We start from the raw sequence: 18,359 nt of genomic DNA, 5'->3' as shown, positions 1-18,359 counted from the left end.
CCTCAGGCTCCTCTCTCGGGCCTCTCGGGCGGGGGCACAGGCGGCGGTGCGGTGTCGGGCGCGGGCTCGCGCGGGGTCAGCAGGCCGTAAGCCAGGCGGCCGGCCAGCACGGCGACGAGGCCGCCGCCGAGCGCCAGCGGCAGGCTGGTCCCCGGGCCGGTGAACCAGATCCAGAGGGCGAAGGCCCCGAGGGCGACCAGCGCGACGGCGGCGCCGCGCATCAGAGCGGCACGCTCTCGCGATGCTGGCGCGGCAGGAACCGGCCCTGGCCGGGCCTGGCCGAGACCGTCGTCCCGTCCCAGATGCGGGTGCCGCGCAGATAGGTGGCGGCGACGCGGACCTTCATCGGCCGGCCATGATAGGGCGACCAGCGGGCGTCCTCGCGGTCCTGGATGGAGGCCTCGTCGAAGGTGAACTCGCCCTCCTCCAGCACGGCGAAATCGGCGTCCGCCCCGAGCCGGATGGCGCCCTTGCGCGGCGCCAGGCCGTGGTGGCGGGCGGTGTTCTCGGCGCAGTACCGCGCCATCAGGGTCAGGGGCAGGCCGCGCTCGAGCAGCAGCGTCGCCATCAGCGGCGCGAAGGACTGCATGCCGGTCAGCCCGGCGCCGCAGGCGAAGATGTCGTCGCCGAGCTTCCTCGCGCGCGGCCAGGGGGCGTGGTCGGTCGAGACATAGGCGATCCGCCCGTCGATCAGCGCCGCCCACATGCGCTCCACCTCGGCCGCCGTGCGGAAGGGCGGGTTGCACTTGCCGAAGCCCTTGAGGCGGACGAGATCCTCCTCGGTCATGCAGAGATACTGGATGCAGGCCTCGCCGCTGGCGCGACCGCCCATCCCGCGGAAGGCGGCGGCGATCTCGAAGCCGCGGGCGTGCATGATCGGATCGACCCGGCCGCTCGCCCGCGCCTCGGCGGTCAGCCGCTCCACCAGCTCCTGGTCCTCGTTGTGGACGGCGACCATCAGGCCGGTCTTCGCGATCTCGCGGAAGGCGGCGGTCATGGTCGGGTGGTCGATGCGCGGAAAGCGCACCGCGTCGTACTCGTAGGTGGACAGCTTGAAGGCCGAGGCGCCGGCCTCGGCCAGCCCGGCGATCGCATCCACCCCGCCTTCCTTGCGGATGGTCCCGTAGAGGGCGACATCGACATGCGACAGGGCGTTCACCGCCTCGACCTTCTCGCGGAAGATCGCGGCGTCGGTCACGGCGCGCGGCACGTCATAAGGCATGTCGCAGACCGTGGTGACGCCGCCGGCGGCGGCCGACATCGTCGCGCCCTCGATGCCGGGCCAGCCGATGGCGCTGCCGGTGTGCATGTGCCCGTCCACCAGGCCGGGCAGGATGAAGCGGCCGGAGTGATCCTCGACGGCCCGGGCCGGCGGCAGCTCGCCCTCGCCGATGGCGGCGATGCTCTCCCCGCGGACGGCGACATAGCCATCCCGCAGGATACCGTCGGGCAGAACGAGGTCACCGCGCAGCACACGGTCATAGGGAAGAGGCATCATATCGGGTCCGGAAAGCGATCAGGGCGACGAGACTAGTCCCGCCGCCCCGTTGCCCTCAACCCGTCCCGGCCGATCGGCGCGCGCAGGCGCCCCTCAGGGCGAGAGGACCATGCAGGGACCGCGCATGGCCTTGCAGGTGCGCTGCGCGTGGCCGGAGGACAGTCCGGTGACCCGTGCGCGCCAGAACAGCTTGCCATCGACACGCACCCGCTCCACCACCACCGTGCCGCCCTGCCGCGCGGCGCGGGCGGCCGCCTGGCGCGCGGTGGACTGGCTGGCGAAGGCGCCGACCTGCACGGCCCAGCGGCCGCTGACAGAGGACCGCGCCGGCGCCGGGGCGCGCTGCGCCGCGGGCCGGCTGGACGGGCGGGGCACGGCGCGCGCCACCGGCGCGGCGAGGGCGGCGGCCTGCGCCGTGCCGACCAGCCTCGGGCCGCCGGTCCGCCCGGCCATCAGCATGTCGGGCGCGCTCCGTCCGCGCTCGGAGAAGCCGCGGTCGAGCAGGGCCATGACGTGGTCGTCGCGCTCGCGGCTGCTGGCGCCGCCGAAGACCACGGCGACGAGCCGCGTGCCGCCGCGTTCCGCGCTGGCCGCGAGATTGAAGCCGCTGGCGCGGATATAGCCGGTCTTCAGCCCGTCGGCGCCGTCATACTCGGCGACGACGCGGTTGTGGCTGCGGATGGTCTGGCCGCCCCAGGTGAAGCTGCGTGCGCTGAAGTAGGCATAGCGCTGCGGGAAGTGGCGGATCAGCGCGCGGCTCAGGATGGCGATGTCGCGCGCCGTCGTCACCTGGTTGGCGTCGGGCAGGCCGGAGGCATTTCGGAAGCTGGTGCTGCGCATGCCGAGCGCGCGCGCCTGGCGGGTCATCATGCGGCCGAACTGCACCTCGCTGCTGCCCGAGAGATGCTCGCCCAGTGCCGCCGCCACATCGTTGGCGGACTTGGTGACCAGCGCCAGGATGGCGTCGCGCACCGTGATGCTGCTGCCCGGCTTCAGTCCGAGCTTCGAAGGTTCCTGCCCCGCCGCGTGACGGGAGACGCGGATCCGCGTGCCGGCGGAAAGCCGGCCCTGCTCCATGGCCTCGAACACCATGTAGAGGGTCATCATCTTGGTCAGCGAGGCGGGATAGCGCGGCTCGTCGGCGTTGATGGCGAAGATCTCCTCGCCGGTCGCCACGTCCATCACCATGGAGGCGTAGCGGCTGCCGCCGATCTGCGCCTGTGCCGGCGCCGTCCAGGCGGCGGGCAGAAGCGCCGCCAGCAGCAGTCCCGCGGAGAGGGCGGATCGGCCTCTCCTCGCTCTGTCCAGAACATGTCGCAGCCACGCGCCCTGCCGCGCGGTCATGCCCCTTTCCGCCATGGCGTCAGTCCCCCCGTTCCATGCCGAGCCCCGTGGGGCCCGTCATGCATCCCCAGCGCCCGCCTGGCGTGCCCGGGCGGACCAACACCGGCGCCGCAACCGCCCACGGACTTCCGAAGAAGACACGGGCGGCTCCCCAGCGGCGCCAGGTTGCGCGCAGCATGGCGAGGTCGCGCATGAGAAGAAAGCGCTTATGGTCTGATCCAGCACGAAAATTACTTTTTGTTGCTCACACTCCCGTCAGTTCGTAAGGCGCGGTGAGACATGCCGGACGTGCCGCTCGACGCAGGGACGCGCCGTCTCCATCCCGCGCATCGGCGCCGCGACGGACGCGCTGCTTCCGGCGCGCCGCTTCCGGCGTCAGGCCGATGCGCGCGAGGATCGGAGCGGCGGGCGCGTCTTGTCGACGTGTCCCGGCGTGGTCCGGTCGATGGACGCCATGAGCCCGTGCACCGGAGAAAGCTGCGGCCCGCGCATCGCCTCTCACACCGCGCCGGTGACGGAGCGCCGCGCCGCGCGGCATCGCCGTACCCCGCCGCGCGGCATCACCACACCCTGCCGCGCGGCATCACCGCGCCCTGCCGCGCGGTATCACCGCGACGCGTCGGAAGGGGCGTCGTGACAGGCACGGCGCGCGGTTCGGCGATTTCCAAACTCTGTAGGTGAGAGCGCCATCTTCGGGAGCGGTGTCGCTTTCCGGCCACGCGGGAGGCGCGTCTGAATCCCGGCGGCTGGAAATTTGCAACGAGATGCAACGGATTTCGTTGACAAGCCGATTGCGCGTGAAGATAGCGTGTTTCGCGCGCGCACCGGTTGGGCGCGATTCGCGGCGCCGCTGTCAGAGGAAGCCGACGGATCGGGAGGAAGCGATGCGCCGCGGTTCGGAAGGACATCGGGATGAGGCAAGCCGGCGCTGCCCGCGTATCCCGCGGCGATCGCCGGCGGGGAAGCGGTGGGTGTCAAACGGCTCGCGCCCTCATGGCCGTCATTGACGAATGATGGGCGCATGCTCTCGGAAGAGCGCAAGAAAAGAAGCTATCCGATGTGGAACAGCGGACATCGCTTCCCATCGCGGCCTGAACTCTGGGTAAGGAGATCCAGCACATGACCGACGAGACCGAAACCGGCCGCCCGCGCGCGCAAGCGATGGCGGTGGCCACCACCCGCCGCAGCAGCGGCACCACGCGCAAGGCGGCCACGACGCGCGGCGCGGCGAGCAAGACAGCCGCGAAGAGCTCCGGCACGGGCAAGAGCGGCAGCGGCGCGGCCAAGAAGGCGACGCCGGCCAAGAAGGCCACCTCCAGCCGGACGGCGACGGCGCGCAAGCCGGCCGCCGCCCCGAAGAAGGCGACCACGACCCGGAAGGCCACGGCAACGAAGACGGCGGCCGCGACGAAGAAGGCGGCTCCGGCCCGGAAGGCGGCCTCGTCCCGGACCACGGCGGCCCGGACCGCGACGGCGGCGCGCAAGGCGGCTGCCCCGAAGAAGGCCGCCACGACGCGGCGGGCGACGACGAAGACGGCGGCGAAGCCGGCCCGCGCGACGGCGAAGGCGACGGCGACGAAGGCCGCGACAACGAGGAAGGCCGCCCCGGCCCGCAAGACCGCGGCCGCGACGCGCCGCGGCACGACGACCGCCACGGCGCGCAAGGCGTCGGCCAAGCCCGCCGCCAAGGCGCCCGCGCGGAAGACCGCCGCGACGACCCGCGCCCCTGCCCGCAAGACGGCGACGCGCGCCGCCGCCACGCCGCGGAAGGCCGCGCCGGCCAAGCGGACCACGACCCGCGCGACGACGAAGACCGCGGCGAAGACGAGCACGCGCACCACCACCCGGACGGCGGCGGCCCGCAAGGCCCCGGCGAAGACGACGACCGCCCGGAAGGCTCCGGCGGCCACTGCGCGCAAGTCGGCGCCGAAGAGCGGCGGAACCGCGCGCACCGCCTCGGCGCGCAAGACCGCGGCCCAGCCGGCGGCGACCAGCCGCAAGGTCGCGCCCGTGAAGCGGCCCGCGACGCGCAAGGTGGCGGCGCAGGACTCGCCGACGGCCGCCGCGCGGTCTGATGCCGCCAGGCGTGGCGCGGAGACGCGGGCGCGCAAGAAAGCCGAGGCGGCCGCCCTGGCCGCCGCCGCGCCCGAGGCGCCTCCGGCGCCCGAGCCGGTACCGGACATGCCGGCGCCGCAGGTGGTGGACGGCTCCGCGGCCGAGTAGTTCGGCGGGCGATGCCGTGAAGGACAAGGCCGCCGCGAGGCGGCCTTTTTCATTCCGGCGGCTTTGCGGCATCTGGCGTCCGGCCTACCTTGCGCCGGGCCGCTGGGGCCGCCGCGCGAAGGGAACGCCATGACCGATAACATCCGCCGCATCCTGTATCTGAGCCATGCGCCGGAGGCCGTTTATGCCATGTGGCGCGCCCGGCTGCCGGAAGGCTGCGAACTGATCACCCTCTCGGCGAACGACGATGCCGAGCGGCTGGAGAAGCTGCCCCTGGCGGATGTGGTGATCGTGGCGCCCGCCGTGCTGCGGCCGGAGTGGGTAGAGAAGGCGCCACGGCTGAAGCTGGTCCAGCATCAGGGTGTCGGCTGGCAGGGCGAGACGCCGATCCCGCAGCTCCGCGAACGCGGCATCCGGCTGGCGATCAATCCCTCCGGCACCGCCGAGGTGGTCAGCGAGCACGCCCTGGCGCTGATGCTGGCCTGCCTGCGGCACATCCCGCGCACGGACGCGGCGATGCGGCGCGGCGACTGGCTGGGCACCGCGCTGCGGCCGGTGTCGCGCAACCTGCGCGGCCGTACCGTCGGCATCGTCGGCATGGGGCGCATCGGCTCGGCGGTGGCGGCGCTGCTGCAGCCCTTCCGCGTCCGTGGCCTCTACGTCGATCCCTATGAGAAGCTGCCGGAGGGGCTCGAGCTGGCGCTGAACTTCCGCCGCGTCGAGATGGAGGAGCTGCTGCGGGAAGCGGAGGTCGTCACCCTGCACCTGCCGGCCACGGCGGAGACGCATCACCTGTTCAATGACGCCGCGTTCCAGGCCATGCGGCGCGACGCGGTGCTGGTGAACTGCGCGCGCGGCGCCGTGGTGGACGAGGCCGCGCTGGCCCGCGCCCTGTCCGGCGGGCTGATCCGTGCCGCCGGCGTCGATGTCTTCGAGCCGGAGCCGCCGCGCCCGGACAATCCGCTGCTCGGCCTCGAGAACGTCGTGCTCACACCGCATGTCGCCGCCGGCACGCTGGACGCCATGCAGGCCAAGGTGGACGGGGCCATGGCCAATATCGCCCGCTTCGTGCGGGGCGAGGCGCTGCAGGACGAGATCGACCTCGGCGCCACCGGCTGAGCGAGCCGGGGGCCGTGCGGATCAAGGTCCTCGTCAATGCCGGCGGGGGGTCCGTGCGGGGTCGGGACCTGCGCGCCGAGATCGCCGCCGTCTTCGCCGCCCATGGTGTCGCCGCCGATGTCGAGCAGCTCGGCGGCGATGCTCTCGCCGCTGCCGCGCGCGCGGCGCTGGCGGAGGGGTATGAGGCGGTGGTGGCCGGCGGCGGCGACGGGACCGTTAGCGCCGTGGCCGGCGTGCTGGCGGGGGGCGAGGTTCCGCTCGGCGTGCTGCCGCTCGGCACGCTCAACCACTTCGCGCGCGACCTCGGCCTGCCGGCGGACTGGCGGCAGGCGGCCGCGCAGCTCGCCCGCGGCCAAGTGCGGCGGATCGACGTGGCCGAGGTGAACGGCCGCGTCTTCATCAACAATTCCTCGGTCGGCCTCTATGCCGACATGGTGTCGGAGCGGGACCGCGAGCGGCGGCGGCGCGGCTGGCGCAAGGGGCCGGCCATGCTGCTGGCCTGCCTGCGCATCCTGCGCCGCTTCGGCCTGCGGCGGCTGACGGTGCGGGCCGCGGGCCGCCGCGAGCGGGTGAAGACGCCGCTCGTCTTCATTGGCAACAACGACTACGAAACCAGCCTGCCCCGCCCCGGACGCCGCGTGGCGCTGGATCGCGGCCATCTCTGCCTCTGCGTCACGCGGCACGGCAGCCGGCTGTCCCTGCTGCGGCTGGCGCTGCGCGCGGCCTTCGGCCGGCTGCGCGAGGAGCGGGACTTCGAGATGCGCGCGGTGGAGACGGCGGAGATCCACGCTCGCGCGCCGCTGCTGCGTGTGTCGCTGGATGGCGAGGTGGCGATGCTGCGCACGCCGCTGCGCTACCGCATCCGGCCGGGCGCCCTGCGGGTCCTGGCGGCTGATCCGCCACCGGCCTGAGGCGTCAGGCGAAGGCTTTCAGGAACAGGTCCCGCGCGCCGGACTGGCCCGGGGCCAGCGCCAGCCACGGCCCGTCCGGCTCGGCCCGCGCCCAGGGCAGCCCGGCCTCGATCTGAGGCCCGACGCGCAGGCTGTCGATGCCGAGCCGCCGGAGCACCGTCGCCGCGGTGTCTTCTCCCGACACCAGCAGCCGGCCCACGCCCCGCGCCACCAGCAACGCCGCGATGCGCGCCAGCGCCTCCCCGACCAGAGCGTCCGCCGCCTCCTGCCCCAGCCTCGCCCGCAGCGCCGCGACCTTCCCGGCCGGGGCGGAGGTGGCGATGACGACGGGCCGCTCCTCCGAGAGCCTGTCCCGCATCCAGCTCTCGGCCTCGGCGGCGAGGGCGGCGGAGTCCGGCATCGCCAGCACATCCAGCTCCAGCACCGGAAGATGCAGCCGGGCGAGGCCGATCTGCGCCAGCGCCGCGCGGGAGCAGGAGCCGGCGAGCACCGCCATGGCGCCGCGCGGCGGCGGCAGGGCCCCGGCGTCCGGCCGGTCGGGCAACAGGCCGCCGGCGCGGAAATTCTCCGGCAGGCCCATGGCGAGCCCGGTGCTTCCCACGATCAGCGCGTGGTCGGTGCAGGCGGCGCCGAGATCGCGCAGATGCGCCTCGGTCAGCGCATCGGCGATGGCGTAGCGGCGCCCACCCTCGCGCATCTGCGTGATGGCGCGCCGGATGGCGGGCGGACCCTGCTCGACCACCGCGAAGGGCAACAGGCCGACGCCACCCTCCGTCTGCCGCGACAGCAGGCGCGGCAGGTTGGCGTCCCGCATGGGTGTCCGCGGATGATGCGCCATGCCGCTCTCGCTGAGCAGCGCGCCGCCGAGGAAGAGATGGCCCTGGAAGACGCTGCCGCCCTGGGCGGGGAAGGCGGGGCAGACGACGGCGAAGCCGGATTGCAGCCGCCGCAGCAGCGCATCCGCCACCGGCCCGATATTGCCCGCCTCGGTGCTGTCGAAGGCGGGGCCGCAGCGGAGGAAGATCTGCCGCGCCCCGCCGGCCAGCAGGGCCTCGCAGGCCGCCAGGCTGGCGGCCACGGCCTCGGCCGCCGGCGCCGTGCGCGACCGCAGCGCGATGACGGCGGCATCCGCCTCCGGCAGGGGGCCGTGCGGCACGCCGATCCGCTGCACGGTGGTCATGCCCTGGGCCACCAGCATGGCGGCCAGATCGGTCGCGCCCGTGAGGTCATCCGCGATGCAGCCGAGCAGCGGCATGGGTCGGTCCTTCCTCGATGCTCTATGCAGGGCCCTGGACGGACGGCAGGGCCAGCAGGTCGCGATGGCCGATCCGCGCGGACAGGCGCCCACGCCCGGCCTGGGCGAGGCGCGCCACCGCCCAGCCGCGCAGGCGGGGCGCCAGGGCCTGGGGCAGGGCGGCCTCGGCCGCCAGGGCGTGACCCTCGGCCAGGGCGGCCGCCAGGGCCGGCGTGCCGGCGCCGATGCGCCAGGGGCTGGCGGCGGTGGTCACGGTGAAGCCGCGGGCGCGGAAGGCGGCGGCGAGGACGGCGGGGGCCGCGGCCCCCAGCGCCGAGCCGCCGAAGCCCTTGTCGCGCCGCTGGTCGCGCCGGTAGCCGCGCGCCACCAGCCGGTCGTCGGGGTGGGGCGGCAGGAAGGCCTCGCGGCCGTCCACGTTGAGCGCCGCGTAGAAGGGCAGGCGCAGCGCTGCTGCCATGGCCTCGACCCAGCGCCGCGAGACCAGGTCGCAGAGCGCCGAGCAGACCACGGCGTCGGCCTTGTACGGGGGCAGGCCAGAGGGGCCGGCGGCGAGGTCGGCGACCACCGCCTCGATGCGCCACGCGCCGCCGGGCGCGTGGATCAGCAGGGTGCGCCGCGCCGGCCAGGAGGTGGCCCAGCCGAGGCGGATGGCGCGCGCCTCGGTGTCGGCGAAGGCCCGTTGCAACAGGGCGGCATCGGCATCGACCAGCGTCCAGGACTGCGCCCGGCCGAGCCGCGGGGCGAGCCAGCGCAGCAGCGAGCCGCTGCCCGCGCCGAGTTCGAGCAGCCGGGGCCTGGCGGGCAGGGCGGCGTCGAGCGCCCGGACCAGGCGGGGGTCGCGGGCGCGGGCGTCGAAGGGCTCGCGCAGGGCCAGCCAGTCGGCGTCGAAGGTGTCAGGCATGGGCCGGCGCCGCTCCGCTCATCCGCGCGCCATCCCGATCTCGGCCAGGAAGGCATCCGCCCGGTCCGGCCAGCGTGGCAGGCGCTGCCCCGCCCGCCAGGCGGCCTCGGCCATCTCCGCGCGCAGCCGCGGGTCGAAGATCGGCCGCCGCATCGCCCGCGAGAGGGAGGCGATGTCGCCCGGCGCCACCACCACCCCGGCATCGCGCGGCACCACATCGGCGATGGCCCCGCCGGCGGTGACGGCCAGGGGCAGACCACGCGCCAGCGCCTCGGCGGCGGCCATGCCGTAGCCCTCCCAGTGCGTCGCCAGGGCGAAGAGGTCCGCCCCGGCATAGAGCGCCTCCAGCGCGTCCGGCGGCACCTCGCCGGCGAAGGTCACGCGCCGCGCGATGTTCAGCTCCTCGGCCAGGGCGGCGAGGCCCTTCGCGTGCACTGGGTCGCGCGGGGCGCCGGCGATGGTCAGGCGCCAGTCCAGGTCGGGCAGCAGGCCGAGGGCGCGGAGCAGGACGTCATGCCCCTTGCGCGGCACCAGCACGCCGACCGAGAGGATGGCGCAGCCCGCGCCGCCCGAGCCGGTGGCGCGCGGCGCGGGGTCGGTGCCCGGCTCGACCACGCCGATGCGCGCCGGATCGGCGCCGAATTCCACCGCCAGCCGGTCGGCGGTCAGGCGCGAGGTGGCCACGAGCCGGGCGAGGCCGGGAAACAGCGCCTGCTCGCGCTGCCGCAGCTCCTCGGCCTCCTCCTCGGAGAAGCCGGGCTCGATGGCGGTGGGGTGATGGATCAGGCCGAGCGCGCGGCGCTCCTCCAGCTCCCCGGCGAAGGGGGCGAAGGCGGGCAGGCCGAGGCCGTCGATGATCAGGGCGCTGTCCTCCGGCACGGCGTCCAGCGCGGCGCGGGCGGCCTCCTGCGCCGCCGTGTCCGGCAGCGGGTGGCGGCCGGCCAGCTCCACGATCTCCACCCGATAGCCGCGGGCGCGGAAGCCCTCCACCAGCCGGCGGTCATAGCCGTAGCCGCCGGAGACGGTGCTGAAGGGGCCGGGGACGAGCAGCGCGATGTCCATGGCGGTCAGATCGCCGCCTCATAGGCCGCCCAGGCCAGCGGGCTCTCGCGCAGCAACACCCGGATCGCCTCCACGCCACGGCCGCTCTCGCCCAGCCGGCCCTCGCGCACCGCCTCGGCCAGGGCGCCGTGGATGTGCAGGCAGAGGAACTCGGTGCTGGTGTTCTGGCCCGCGAAGGCCGGCACGGTGTCCAGGTTGCGGTAGTCGATGTCATCCAGGATGCGGCGCAGCTCGACCCGCGCGGCGGCGATGTCCACCAGGAGGTTGGCCCGGTCCAGCCGCGCCGCGCGGAACTCGGCCTCGACCACGAAGGTGGCGCCGTGCACGCGCTGGGCCGGGCCGAACGCCTCGCCCTGGAAGCTGTGCGCGACCATGATGTGGTCGGCGACCGTCAGGCTGAACATCGCGGGGGTCACTCCTCGTAGGTGACGACGGGGCAGAGCGGCGCGGGCGTGCCGGCCGCCGGATCGAGCAGGGCGCCCATGCGGGCCGGCAGCGCGGCGAAGGGCACCGCCGGCCCGGCCAGGATGTCCAGCGCCGGATCCTCCAGCAGCACCAGCGCCAGCGCCATCCGCTCGGCATGGCTGCGGCGGCCGCGCATGGCGGGCGCGACGGCACCGACCTGGGTGGAGCGCAGGGTCAGGCGGCGCGCATGGAAGGCCTCGCCGAGCGGCAGGGAAACCGGCCGGTCGCCGTACCAGGAGGCCTCGAGGATGCGGCCCTCGAAGGCGGCGCAACGGAGCGCCTGCCGCAGCCCTTCGGGATCGGCCGAGGCATGCACGAGCAGCTCCTGATCTTCCGGCGCCTCCCCAGGGGTGGCGAAGCGGGCGCCCAGCGCCTCGGCGGCGGCGCGGCGCGCGCTGTCGCGGTCCACCACCGTGACGGCCGTGCCGGGGATGCGGGCCAGCAGCCAGGCCGCGAGCAGCCCGACCACCCCGGCGCCGATGACGAGGATGCGCTCGCCGGGCAGCGCCGCGGCGTCCCAGGCGATGTTGAGCGCGGTTTCCAGATTGGCGCCGAGCACGGCGCGCCGGTCCGGCACGGCCTCCGGCACCGGCACGCAGAGGGCGGCCGGGGCGTTGAAGCGGTCCTGGTGCGGATGCAGGCAGAAGACGCGGCGCCCGGCCCAGCCTTCCGATCCGCCCGCGGCCTCCGCCTCGACGCGGGCGACGGCGGCATAGCCGTACTTGACCGGGAAGGGGAAGTCGCCGCCCTGCAGCGGAGCCCGCATCGCCGCGCGCTGGCTGTCCGGCACGCCGCCGCGCCAGACCAGCCGCTCGGTCCCGCGCGAGATGCCGCTCGCCAGCATCCGCAGCCGGAGCTGGCCGGCGGCGGGGGGCGGCAGGACCTCCTCGCGCAGCTCGCCCCGGCCCGGCGCGACGGTCCAGAAGGCCCTCGCCATCATGGGGCGGAGCAGACCGCCGGCCGGGCGCGGCCGAGCACGATGTCGAAGAGCATGTCCTGGCCCAGCCGGTGCACGGTCCAGTCGAAGCGCAGCCCGTCGGCGATGCGCGCCGCCTCCGGCAGGGTGAAGGCGGGAATGCCGGAACCCAGCAGCACCGGCGCCACCGTGACATGCAGCCGGTCGAGGCAGCCGGCGGCGAGGAAGCGGGAGACGGTCAGCCCGCCGCCCTCGACGAAGATGCGCGTCAGGCCACGTTCGGCCAGGCGGGGCAGGAGGGCGCAGAGGTCGAGCCCGCCGATCGCGGCGCGCGGCAGGCGCAGCAATTCGGCGCTGCCATGGTGGTCGGGGCCGGGGGCGTCCTGGGCGCAGGCCAGCAGGGTCGGCGGCCCGCCGGGCGCGAAGAGCGTGTGGCCGGTTCCGAGGCGCCGCTCGGTGTCCAGCACGACGCGCACCGGATGGGGGCCGGTCACCTCCCGCGTCGTGAGGCGGGGATTGTCGTGCTTGACGGTGCCGGCGCCGATCACCACGGCATGGCAGAGGGCGCGCAGCCGGTGCGTGTGCAGGATGTCGGCCCGGCCGCCGATCCACTGGCTGGAGCCGGAGGCGGTCGCGATCCGCCCGTCCAGCGTCTGGGCCAGGCGGCCAAGCACCATGCAGCCATCGGGTCCCGGGGGCTGGAACAGCGGCGCGAGGAGATCGGTCAGCGGCGAGGCGGGAAGCGGCGCGGTGTCGTTGTCCCGCCGGCGCAGCAGGGCCTGCCAAAGGGGATCCTGGGCGGGGGAGTCGGATACGGCATCCATCTGCGTGTCTCTATGCCGCAGCGGAGGGAAGGTTGCCAGTGCGGGGGTCGCGCCGGCGCGGCGGTCTCCATTTCTTGTGGAGAACGAACGTGCCGCCGCGTCCTATCCTGCGATCCCCTCAGGGAGACAGGGCCATGATCCGAATCCTTCTGCTGCCGGCCCTTCTGGCGGCGCTCGCCCTGCCGGGGGGCGAGGCGCGGGCCCAGGGAGAGACACCGCGGCAGACGTCGCAGCAGACGCGGATGAGCGAGTGCAACGCCGGCGCCGGCGTCCGGAAGCTGGAGGGGCCGGAGCGCCGCCAGTTCATGAGCGACTGCCTGGCCGGGCGGGTGCCGCCGGCCCCGGCGGAGGCCGGTGGCGGCTCCTCCGCCCAGGCGGCGCAGCGTCAGCGCATGAGCGACTGCAACGCGACGGCCGGCACGCGCAAGCTCACCGGTCCGGCGCGCCAGGAATTCATGAAGTCCTGCCTGTCGGGCGGCTGAGGGGCGGCTCAGGCCGGCAGGATGCCGCGCCGCGCATCGGCCTGGCGCAGCCAGGCGGCGAGGGGAAGGGCGAGCAGGACCATCCAGAGCTTGCCGAGCATCTGACCCGGCAGGAAGCCGAGGTCGCCGAAGGCGATCCAGAGGAAGAAGACGCTGTCCACCACCAGCCCGACCAGCCCCGAGGCGAGCACGGCCAGGACGAAGCGCCGCCGCTGCAGCGGGGTGTAGACGGCGAGGTCGGCCGTCTCGCTGACCAGGAAGGCGACGGCCGAGGCCATCACCAGGGCGGGCGGCGCCAGCAGGGCGGAGAGGGCGGTGCCGGCGAGGATCGCCATCCAGGCGAAGCCCAGCCCCAGCCGGCGCTGCACCACGTCCCGCAGCACGAGCGCGAGGCCGATCATCAGCACGCCGGAGGGCGCCATCACGCCGGGGGCGACGGGGATGAGGCAGGGGCCCTGCGGCACGCAGACGGTGCCGGCATGGCCGATCAGCCAGTTGGCGGCGGGGATGGTGAGCCCGAAGGCGACAAGGGCCAGCAGGCCCTCCAGGCGAGGTCCGGTCATTCCTGCGAGTTTTCCCAAGGGGTGGGGCGGGAGCATCCGCGCTGATGGCTCAGCGGGCGGAGCGATACGCCATCCAGCCCCGGGCGCGCAAGTCGCAGGCCGGGCACTGGCCGCAGCCATGGCCCCAGTCATGCCGAAGGCCCCGCTCGCCGCGGTAGCAGGTGTGGGTCTGCTCGACGATCGCGGCCACCAGCTCCGGCCCGCCCAGCGCCTCCGCCAGCCGCCAGGTCTCGGCCTTGTCGAGCCACATCAGCGGCGTGTGCAGCACGAAGCGGCTGGCCATGCCGAGGTTGAGCGCCACCTGCAGCGCCTTGAGGGTGTCGTCGCGGCAGTCGGGATAGCCGGAGTAGTCCGTCTCGCACATGCCGCCGACGATGTGGCGCAGGCCGCGGCGATAGGCCAGCGCGGCGGCGAAGGTGAGGAAGACGATGTTGCGGCCGGGCACGAAGGTGTTCGGCAGGCCGTTCTCCTGCATGGCGATCTCGGTCTCCCGCGTCAGCGCGGTGTCGGAGACGGCGCCGAGCGCATCGAGCGAGAGGGTGTGGTCCGGCCCGAGCCGCGCCTGCCATTCGGGCTTCAGCCCCGCACGGAAGACCGCGCGGCACTCCAGCTCGACGCGGTGCCGCTGCCCGTAGTCGAAGCCCAGCGTCTCCACGACCGGGAACCGCTCCAGCGCCCAGGCCAGGCAGGTGGCGGAATCCTGCCCGCCGCTGAACAGCACCAGCGCCCCTTCGCTCATCCGTCCGCCCTTCCCATCATGCCGCCCCTTGTGTGGCGCGGGGCGCGGGGTGGAGGCAAGGCCCGTGGACGGAGGCGTGGAGGGAAGGAAGTCAGAAGGGGAAGAAGGAGCGCCGCCCCGCGCGCTCGCCGCGCACCACCAGCCGGGCGCGGTCGGCCGCGAACTGCCGGCGCGCCTGCAGGCCGGGCAGGGCGATGCCATGCTCCCGGCACCAGCCGAAGAACTCTGTCGGCCGCATGGCGATGCGGATGACGCGGTAGCCCTGGCCCTCGGCGCGGCGGACGTCCCGATGCGCGCCCTCGCGCCAGTCCTCGTAGCTGTCGCTCATATCCGGCATGGCCTCGCGGAACTGCTCGAAGGTCGCCGCGTCATACCAGGCAAAGCCCATCACAGGCTTCTCGCTCATCCACCGCTCCCACCATCCGTGCCGCGGGTGGCAGGATGGGACAGGCGGGTTAAGGAACCGCTAGCCCATGTCCCGATTCGCGCGGCAGGCGGGCAAAGGCCCAGCGCGCCGCGTCGGCGACCACCGGTGCCGGATCGCCGCACAGCGCGCCGGCCACGGGCCGCAGCGATGCCTCGCCGGAATTGCCGATGGCGATCAGCACGTTGCGGACGAAGCGGTCGCGCCCGATGCGCTTGATCGGCGAGCCGCTGAAGAGCGCGCGGAAGCCGGTGTCGTCCAGGGCCGCGAGTTCCGCCAGGCGCGGCGCCGTCAGGTCCGCGCGCGGCATCAGCCCCGGCTCGCGCGCGCCCCGGGCGAACTTGTTCCAGGGACAGACCGCCAGGCAATCGTCGCAGCCATAGATGCGGTTGCCCATCGCCGCGCGGAACTCCTCCGGGATCGGCCCCTTGTGCTCGATCGTCAGGTAGGAGATGCAGCGCCGCGCATCGAGCCGGTAGGGGCCGAGGAAGGCGTCGGTGGGACAGGCGGCGAGGCAGCGCGTGCAGCGGCCGCAATGATCCACCTCGGCGCCGGAGGGCGCCAGGTCGAGGGTGGTGTAGATCTCGCCCAGGAACAGCCAGGAGCCGAATTCGCGGCTGACCAGGTTGCTGTGCTTGCCCTGCCATCCGAGCCCGGCCTGCTGCGCCAGCGGCTTCTCGGCGACCGGCGCGGTGTCCACGAACACCTTGAGCGTGCTGTCGCGCCAGCGCTCGACCATCCAGCGCGCCAGCGCCTTCAGCCGCTTCTTGACGATGTCGTGGTAGTCGCGGTTGCGCGCATAGACGCTGATCGCCGCGCGGTCGCGCTGCTCCAGGATGCCGAGCGGATCCTCCTCCGGCCCGTAGTTCAGGCCGAGGGCGATGACGGAGACCGCCTCGGGCCAGAGCGCCTGCGGATGAGCGCGCTGCTCGGCGCGCTCGGCCAGCCAGCCCATCTCGCCCTGCAGGCCGGCGGCGAGGAAGTCGTTCAGGCGCTGCCGCACCTCGGGGCCGAGATGGGCCGGGGCGAAGCCCACGGCGTCGAAGCCGAGGCGCAACGCCTCGTCGCGGATCTCCGCCGCGCGGCCTTCCGGCGTCGTGGCGACGGAGGGCGCCCTACCCCCGGCCACGATAGCCGGGCACGTCCTGCGGCGGGATCCAGACCCCGCCGGGCGCCTCGCCCGTCTGCCAGAAGACGTCGATCGGGATGCCGCCGCGCGGATACCAGTAGCCGCCGATGCGCAGCCAGGCCGGCTCCAGCACCTCGGCGAGCTTCAGGCCGATGCCCACCGTGCAGGCCTCGTGGAAGGCGCCGTGGTTGCGGAAGCTGGTGAGGTAGAGCTTCAGGCTCTTGCTCTCCACCAGCCAGGCGCCGGGGATGTAGTCGATGACGAGGTGGGCGAAGTCCGGCTGGCCGGTGATCGGGCAGAGCGAGGTGAATTCCGGCGCGGTGAAGCGCACGCAATAGGCGGTGCCGGGATGCGGGTTGGGCACGCGCTCCAGCACCGCCTCCTCGGGCGATGACGGCTGCCGCGTCGCCTGCCCCAGCATGGTCAGGCCGGACACGTCGTGAGAGGTTGTCATGCGGCGGTCTCCTCGCTGCTGCGGCGCCAGCCGGCCTCGATGGCCGCGGCCTCGCCCTCGAAGCGGCCGGCCAGGATGGCCTCGCGCAGCCGCTGCATCAGCCGCTGATAGTAGCGGATATTGTGCCAGGTGAGCAGGATCGGTCCCAGCATCTCCCCGGCCTTGAACAGGTGCTGGAGATAGCCGCGTGAATGCCGCGCGCAGGCCGGGCAGTCGCACTCGGCGTCGAGCGGGGCGAGGTCGTCGGCATGGCGGGCATTGCGCATGTTGAGCACGCCGGCGCTGGTATAGGCGCGGCCGGTGCGGCCCGAGCGGGTCGGGATGACGCAGTCGAACATGTCCACCCCGCGCCGCACTGCGCCGATGATGTCGGAGGGCGTGCCGACGCCCATCAGGTAGCGCGGATGCGTCTCCGGCAGCATGCCGGCGCAGAAATCCAGCGTGCGGAACATCGCCTCCTGGCCCTCGCCGACCGCGAGCCCGCCGATCGCATAGCCCTCGAAGCCGATGCCGGTCAGCGCCCGGCTGCTCTCGGCGCGCAGATCCTCGAAGATGCTGCCCTGCTGGATGCCGAACAGGCCGTAGCCGGGGCGCGGCGTGAAGGCGGCGCGGGAGCGCGCGGCCCAGTCCATCGACAGCCGCATCGACTGCGCGGCGACCTCGTGCGTGGCCGGGAAGGGGGTGCATTCGTCGAAGCACATGGTGATGTCGGCATCGAGCAGATGCTGGATCTCGATGCTGCGCTCCGGCGTCACCCGGAAGCGCTCGCCATTGATGTGGCTCTGGAAGGTGACGCCGTCGCGGTCGAGCTTGCGCAACTGCGACAGCGACATGACCTGGAAGCCGCCGGAATCGGTCAGGATCGGCCCGTCCCAGTCCATCATCCGGTGCAGGCCGCCCAGCCGCGCGACGCGCTCCGCCCCCGGCCGCAGCATCAGGTGATAGGTGTTGCCGAGCACGATCCGCGCGCCCGTGGCGCGCACGGCATCGGCCGTCATGCCCTTCACCGTGCCGGCGGTGCCGACCGGCATGAAGACGGGGGTCGGCACCTCGCCATGGGCGGTGTGCAGCGTGCCGGCACGCGCCTTGCCGTCCTGGCATTGGCAGTTCCAGCGGAGTGTCATGGAGCGGCATCCTCCCGGAACAGCAGGCTGGCGTCGCCATAGGAGTAGAAGCGGTAGCGCTCAGCGATGGCATGGGCATAGGCGTCGCGCATCCGCGCCTGGCCCGCGAAGGCCGAGACCAGCATGAACAGGCTCGATCTCGGCAGGTGGAAGTTGGTCAGCAGCAGGTCGGCCGAGCGGAAGACATGGCCCGGCAGCAGGAAGATGTCGGTCAGGCCCTGGAAGGGATGGACGATGCCCTCGCGGTCCACCGCGCTCTCCAGCAGCCGCAGCGCCGTGGTGCCGATGGCGACGATGCGCCCGCCCCGCGCGCGGGCCTCGTTGATCGCCGCCGCCGCCCCGGGCGGGATCTGCCCCCATTCGGCGTGCAGCCGGTGCTCGCGCGGGTTCCCGGCGCGGATCGGCAGGAAGGTGCCGGCGCCGACATGCAGCGTCAGCGCCGCCTGGCCGACGCCGCGCGCCGCCAGGGCTTCCAGCAGGGCCGGGGTGAAGTGCAGGCTGGCGGTGGGCGCGGCGACGGCGCCGGGCCGCTCGGCGAAGATCGGCTGGTAATCCTCCCGATCCTCCGGCCGTGGCCCGTCCGGCCGGGCGATATAGGGAGGCAGCGGGATCTCGCCGGCCCTCTCCAGCGCGGCGGCGAGCAGCCCCTGGTCCGGCCCGAAGTCGATCAGCACCGCGCCGCCCTCCTGGCGCTCGACCACACGCGGCGCCAGCTCCGGCGCGCCCTCGATGGCGAGGATGTCGCCCGGGCGCAGCTTCCTCGCGTTGCGCACCAGGGCGTGCCAGAGGCCCCCGGCCTCGGCCCGGTTCAGCATGATCTCGAGCCGCGCCTCGCCGCGCCGGGCGCGCAGCCTGGCCGGGATGACACGCGTGTCGTTCACCACCAGCAGGTCGCCGGGGCGCAACCAGCCGGGCAGGTCGCGCAC

At 74.0% G+C, this 18,359-nt stretch carries 21 protein-coding genes; 4 read left to right on the top strand and 17 right to left on the bottom strand.

What is annotated here, in order from left to right:
• Positions 1 to 2: 2 nt before the first annotated feature.
• The 4 genes from ACF3NH_RS00105 to ACF3NH_RS00090 form a co-directional block, all read right to left on the bottom strand.
• Positions 3 to 221, bottom strand: a complete 219-nt coding sequence (locus tag ACF3NH_RS00105) for a hypothetical protein (protein WP_198364520.1) — start codon at positions 219 to 221, stop codon at positions 3 to 5.
• A complete protein-coding gene (locus ACF3NH_RS00100; RefSeq protein WP_422921430.1) occupies positions 221 to 1,498 on the bottom strand; it encodes a dihydroorotase in 1,278 nt (425 codons plus the stop codon). The genes ACF3NH_RS00105 and ACF3NH_RS00100 overlap by 1 nt, the downstream gene beginning before the upstream one ends.
• A 93-nt stretch (positions 1,499 to 1,591) precedes the next feature.
• Positions 1,592 to 2,842 (bottom strand): D-alanyl-D-alanine carboxypeptidase family protein, encoded by a 1,251-nt coding sequence (locus ACF3NH_RS00095; protein ID WP_198364521.1) that lies wholly within the window; start codon positions 2,840 to 2,842, stop codon positions 1,592 to 1,594.
• A 974-nt stretch (positions 2,843 to 3,816) separates the two neighbouring features.
• Positions 3,817 to 4,842 carry a hypothetical protein gene (locus ACF3NH_RS00090; RefSeq protein ID WP_422921429.1) on the bottom strand — a complete coding sequence of 342 codons (1,026 nt, stop codon included), beginning with the start codon at positions 4,840 to 4,842 and terminating at the stop codon, positions 3,817 to 3,819.
• Between the two features lie 10 nt (positions 4,843 to 4,852).
• Here ACF3NH_RS00090 and ACF3NH_RS00085 point away from each other — a divergent pair, with 10 nt between their 5' ends.
• The 3 genes from ACF3NH_RS00085 (at position 4,853) to ACF3NH_RS00075 (ending at position 7,095) form a co-directional block, all read left to right on the top strand.
• A complete protein-coding gene (locus ACF3NH_RS00085) occupies positions 4,853 to 5,065 on the top strand; it encodes a hypothetical protein (protein ID WP_422921428.1) in 213 nt (70 codons plus the stop codon).
• A gap of 129 nt (positions 5,066 to 5,194) precedes the next feature.
• Positions 5,195 to 6,184 carry a 2-hydroxyacid dehydrogenase gene (locus ACF3NH_RS00080; protein ID WP_422921427.1) on the top strand — a complete coding sequence of 330 codons (990 nt, stop codon included), beginning with the start codon at positions 5,195 to 5,197 and terminating at the stop codon, positions 6,182 to 6,184.
• 14 nt (positions 6,185 to 6,198) lie between these two features.
• The gene (locus ACF3NH_RS00075; RefSeq protein WP_422921426.1) at positions 6,199 to 7,095 is read left to right on the top strand and encodes a diacylglycerol/lipid kinase family protein; all 897 of its coding nucleotides are present in this window, start codon (positions 6,199 to 6,201) and stop codon (positions 7,093 to 7,095) included.
• A 4-nt stretch (positions 7,096 to 7,099) separates the two neighbouring features.
• On the opposite strand, the gene otnK is transcribed toward ACF3NH_RS00075, so the two are convergent.
• The 6 genes from otnK to ACF3NH_RS00045 are packed head-to-tail and all read right to left on the bottom strand — an operon-like array spanning position 7,100 to position 12,518.
• Positions 7,100 to 8,350: a 3-oxo-tetronate kinase gene (gene otnK, locus ACF3NH_RS00070; protein WP_422921425.1), complete on the bottom strand. Its 1,251-nt coding sequence runs from the start codon at positions 8,348 to 8,350 to the stop codon at positions 7,100 to 7,102.
• Between the two features lie 22 nt (positions 8,351 to 8,372).
• Positions 8,373 to 9,251, bottom strand: coding sequence for a methyltransferase domain-containing protein (locus tag ACF3NH_RS00065; protein WP_422921424.1), 879 nt, complete (start codon positions 9,249 to 9,251; stop codon positions 8,373 to 8,375).
• An 18-nt stretch (positions 9,252 to 9,269) separates the two neighbouring features.
• Positions 9,270 to 10,313, bottom strand: coding sequence for a glycosyltransferase family 4 protein (locus tag ACF3NH_RS00060; protein WP_422921423.1), 1,044 nt, complete (start codon positions 10,311 to 10,313; stop codon positions 9,270 to 9,272).
• Between the two features lie 5 nt (positions 10,314 to 10,318).
• Positions 10,319 to 10,717, bottom strand: a complete 399-nt coding sequence (locus tag ACF3NH_RS00055) for a 6-pyruvoyl trahydropterin synthase family protein (protein ID WP_422921422.1) — start codon at positions 10,715 to 10,717, stop codon at positions 10,319 to 10,321.
• A gap of 8 nt (positions 10,718 to 10,725) precedes the next feature.
• The gene (locus tag ACF3NH_RS00050; protein WP_422921421.1) at positions 10,726 to 11,718 is read right to left on the bottom strand and encodes a zinc-dependent alcohol dehydrogenase; all 993 of its coding nucleotides are present in this window, start codon (positions 11,716 to 11,718) and stop codon (positions 10,726 to 10,728) included.
• Complete coding sequence (locus ACF3NH_RS00045) at positions 11,715 to 12,518, bottom strand: RibD family protein (protein ID WP_422921420.1); 804 nt, start codon at positions 12,516 to 12,518, stop codon at positions 11,715 to 11,717. Before ACF3NH_RS00045 ends, ACF3NH_RS00050 begins: the two co-directional genes overlap by 4 nt.
• 134 nt (positions 12,519 to 12,652) lie before the next feature.
• Here ACF3NH_RS00045 and ACF3NH_RS00040 point away from each other — a divergent pair, with 134 nt between their 5' ends.
• Positions 12,653 to 13,000 (top strand): PsiF family protein, encoded by a 348-nt coding sequence (locus ACF3NH_RS00040; protein WP_422921419.1) that lies wholly within the window; start codon positions 12,653 to 12,655, stop codon positions 12,998 to 13,000.
• 8 nt (positions 13,001 to 13,008) lie between these two features.
• On the opposite strand, the gene ACF3NH_RS00035 is transcribed toward ACF3NH_RS00040, so the two are convergent.
• The 7 genes from ACF3NH_RS00035 to queA all read right to left on the bottom strand — a co-directional run.
• Positions 13,009 to 13,563: a VUT family protein gene (locus tag ACF3NH_RS00035; protein ID WP_198364532.1), complete on the bottom strand. Its 555-nt coding sequence runs from the start codon at positions 13,561 to 13,563 to the stop codon at positions 13,009 to 13,011.
• 49 nt (positions 13,564 to 13,612) lie between these two features.
• The gene (gene queC / locus ACF3NH_RS00030; protein ID WP_198364533.1) at positions 13,613 to 14,302 is read right to left on the bottom strand and encodes a 7-cyano-7-deazaguanine synthase QueC; all 690 of its coding nucleotides are present in this window, start codon (positions 14,300 to 14,302) and stop codon (positions 13,613 to 13,615) included.
• 91 nt (positions 14,303 to 14,393) lie between these two features.
• Complete coding sequence (locus ACF3NH_RS00025; RefSeq protein ID WP_198364534.1) at positions 14,394 to 14,708, bottom strand: hypothetical protein; 315 nt, start codon at positions 14,706 to 14,708, stop codon at positions 14,394 to 14,396.
• A gap of 49 nt (positions 14,709 to 14,757) precedes the next feature.
• On the bottom strand, positions 14,758 to 15,858 hold the full coding sequence (queG, locus tag ACF3NH_RS00020; protein ID WP_422924687.1) for a tRNA epoxyqueuosine(34) reductase QueG: 1,101 nt from the start codon (positions 15,856 to 15,858) through the stop codon (positions 14,758 to 14,760).
• Positions 15,842 to 16,309, bottom strand: a complete 468-nt coding sequence (queF, locus tag ACF3NH_RS00015) for a preQ(1) synthase (protein ID WP_198364536.1) — start codon at positions 16,307 to 16,309, stop codon at positions 15,842 to 15,844. The genes queG and queF overlap by 17 nt, the downstream gene beginning before the upstream one ends.
• Positions 16,306 to 17,433 (bottom strand): tRNA guanosine(34) transglycosylase Tgt, encoded by a 1,128-nt coding sequence (gene tgt, locus ACF3NH_RS00010; protein WP_422921417.1) that lies wholly within the window; start codon positions 17,431 to 17,433, stop codon positions 16,306 to 16,308. The genes queF and tgt overlap by 4 nt, the downstream gene beginning before the upstream one ends.
• A partial coding sequence (queA, locus tag ACF3NH_RS00005) for a tRNA preQ1(34) S-adenosylmethionine ribosyltransferase-isomerase QueA (RefSeq protein ID WP_422921416.1) occupies positions 17,430 to 18,359 on the bottom strand: 930 nt, incomplete at its 5' end. The genes queA and tgt, both read right to left, overlap by 4 nt.

Origin of the sequence: Pseudoroseomonas sp. WGS1072 (assembly GCF_049340465.1) — a bacterium.
Classification (GTDB): domain Bacteria; phylum Pseudomonadota; class Alphaproteobacteria; order Acetobacterales; family Acetobacteraceae; genus Pseudoroseomonas.
This window is presented reverse-complemented; position numbering and strand designations above follow the sequence as displayed.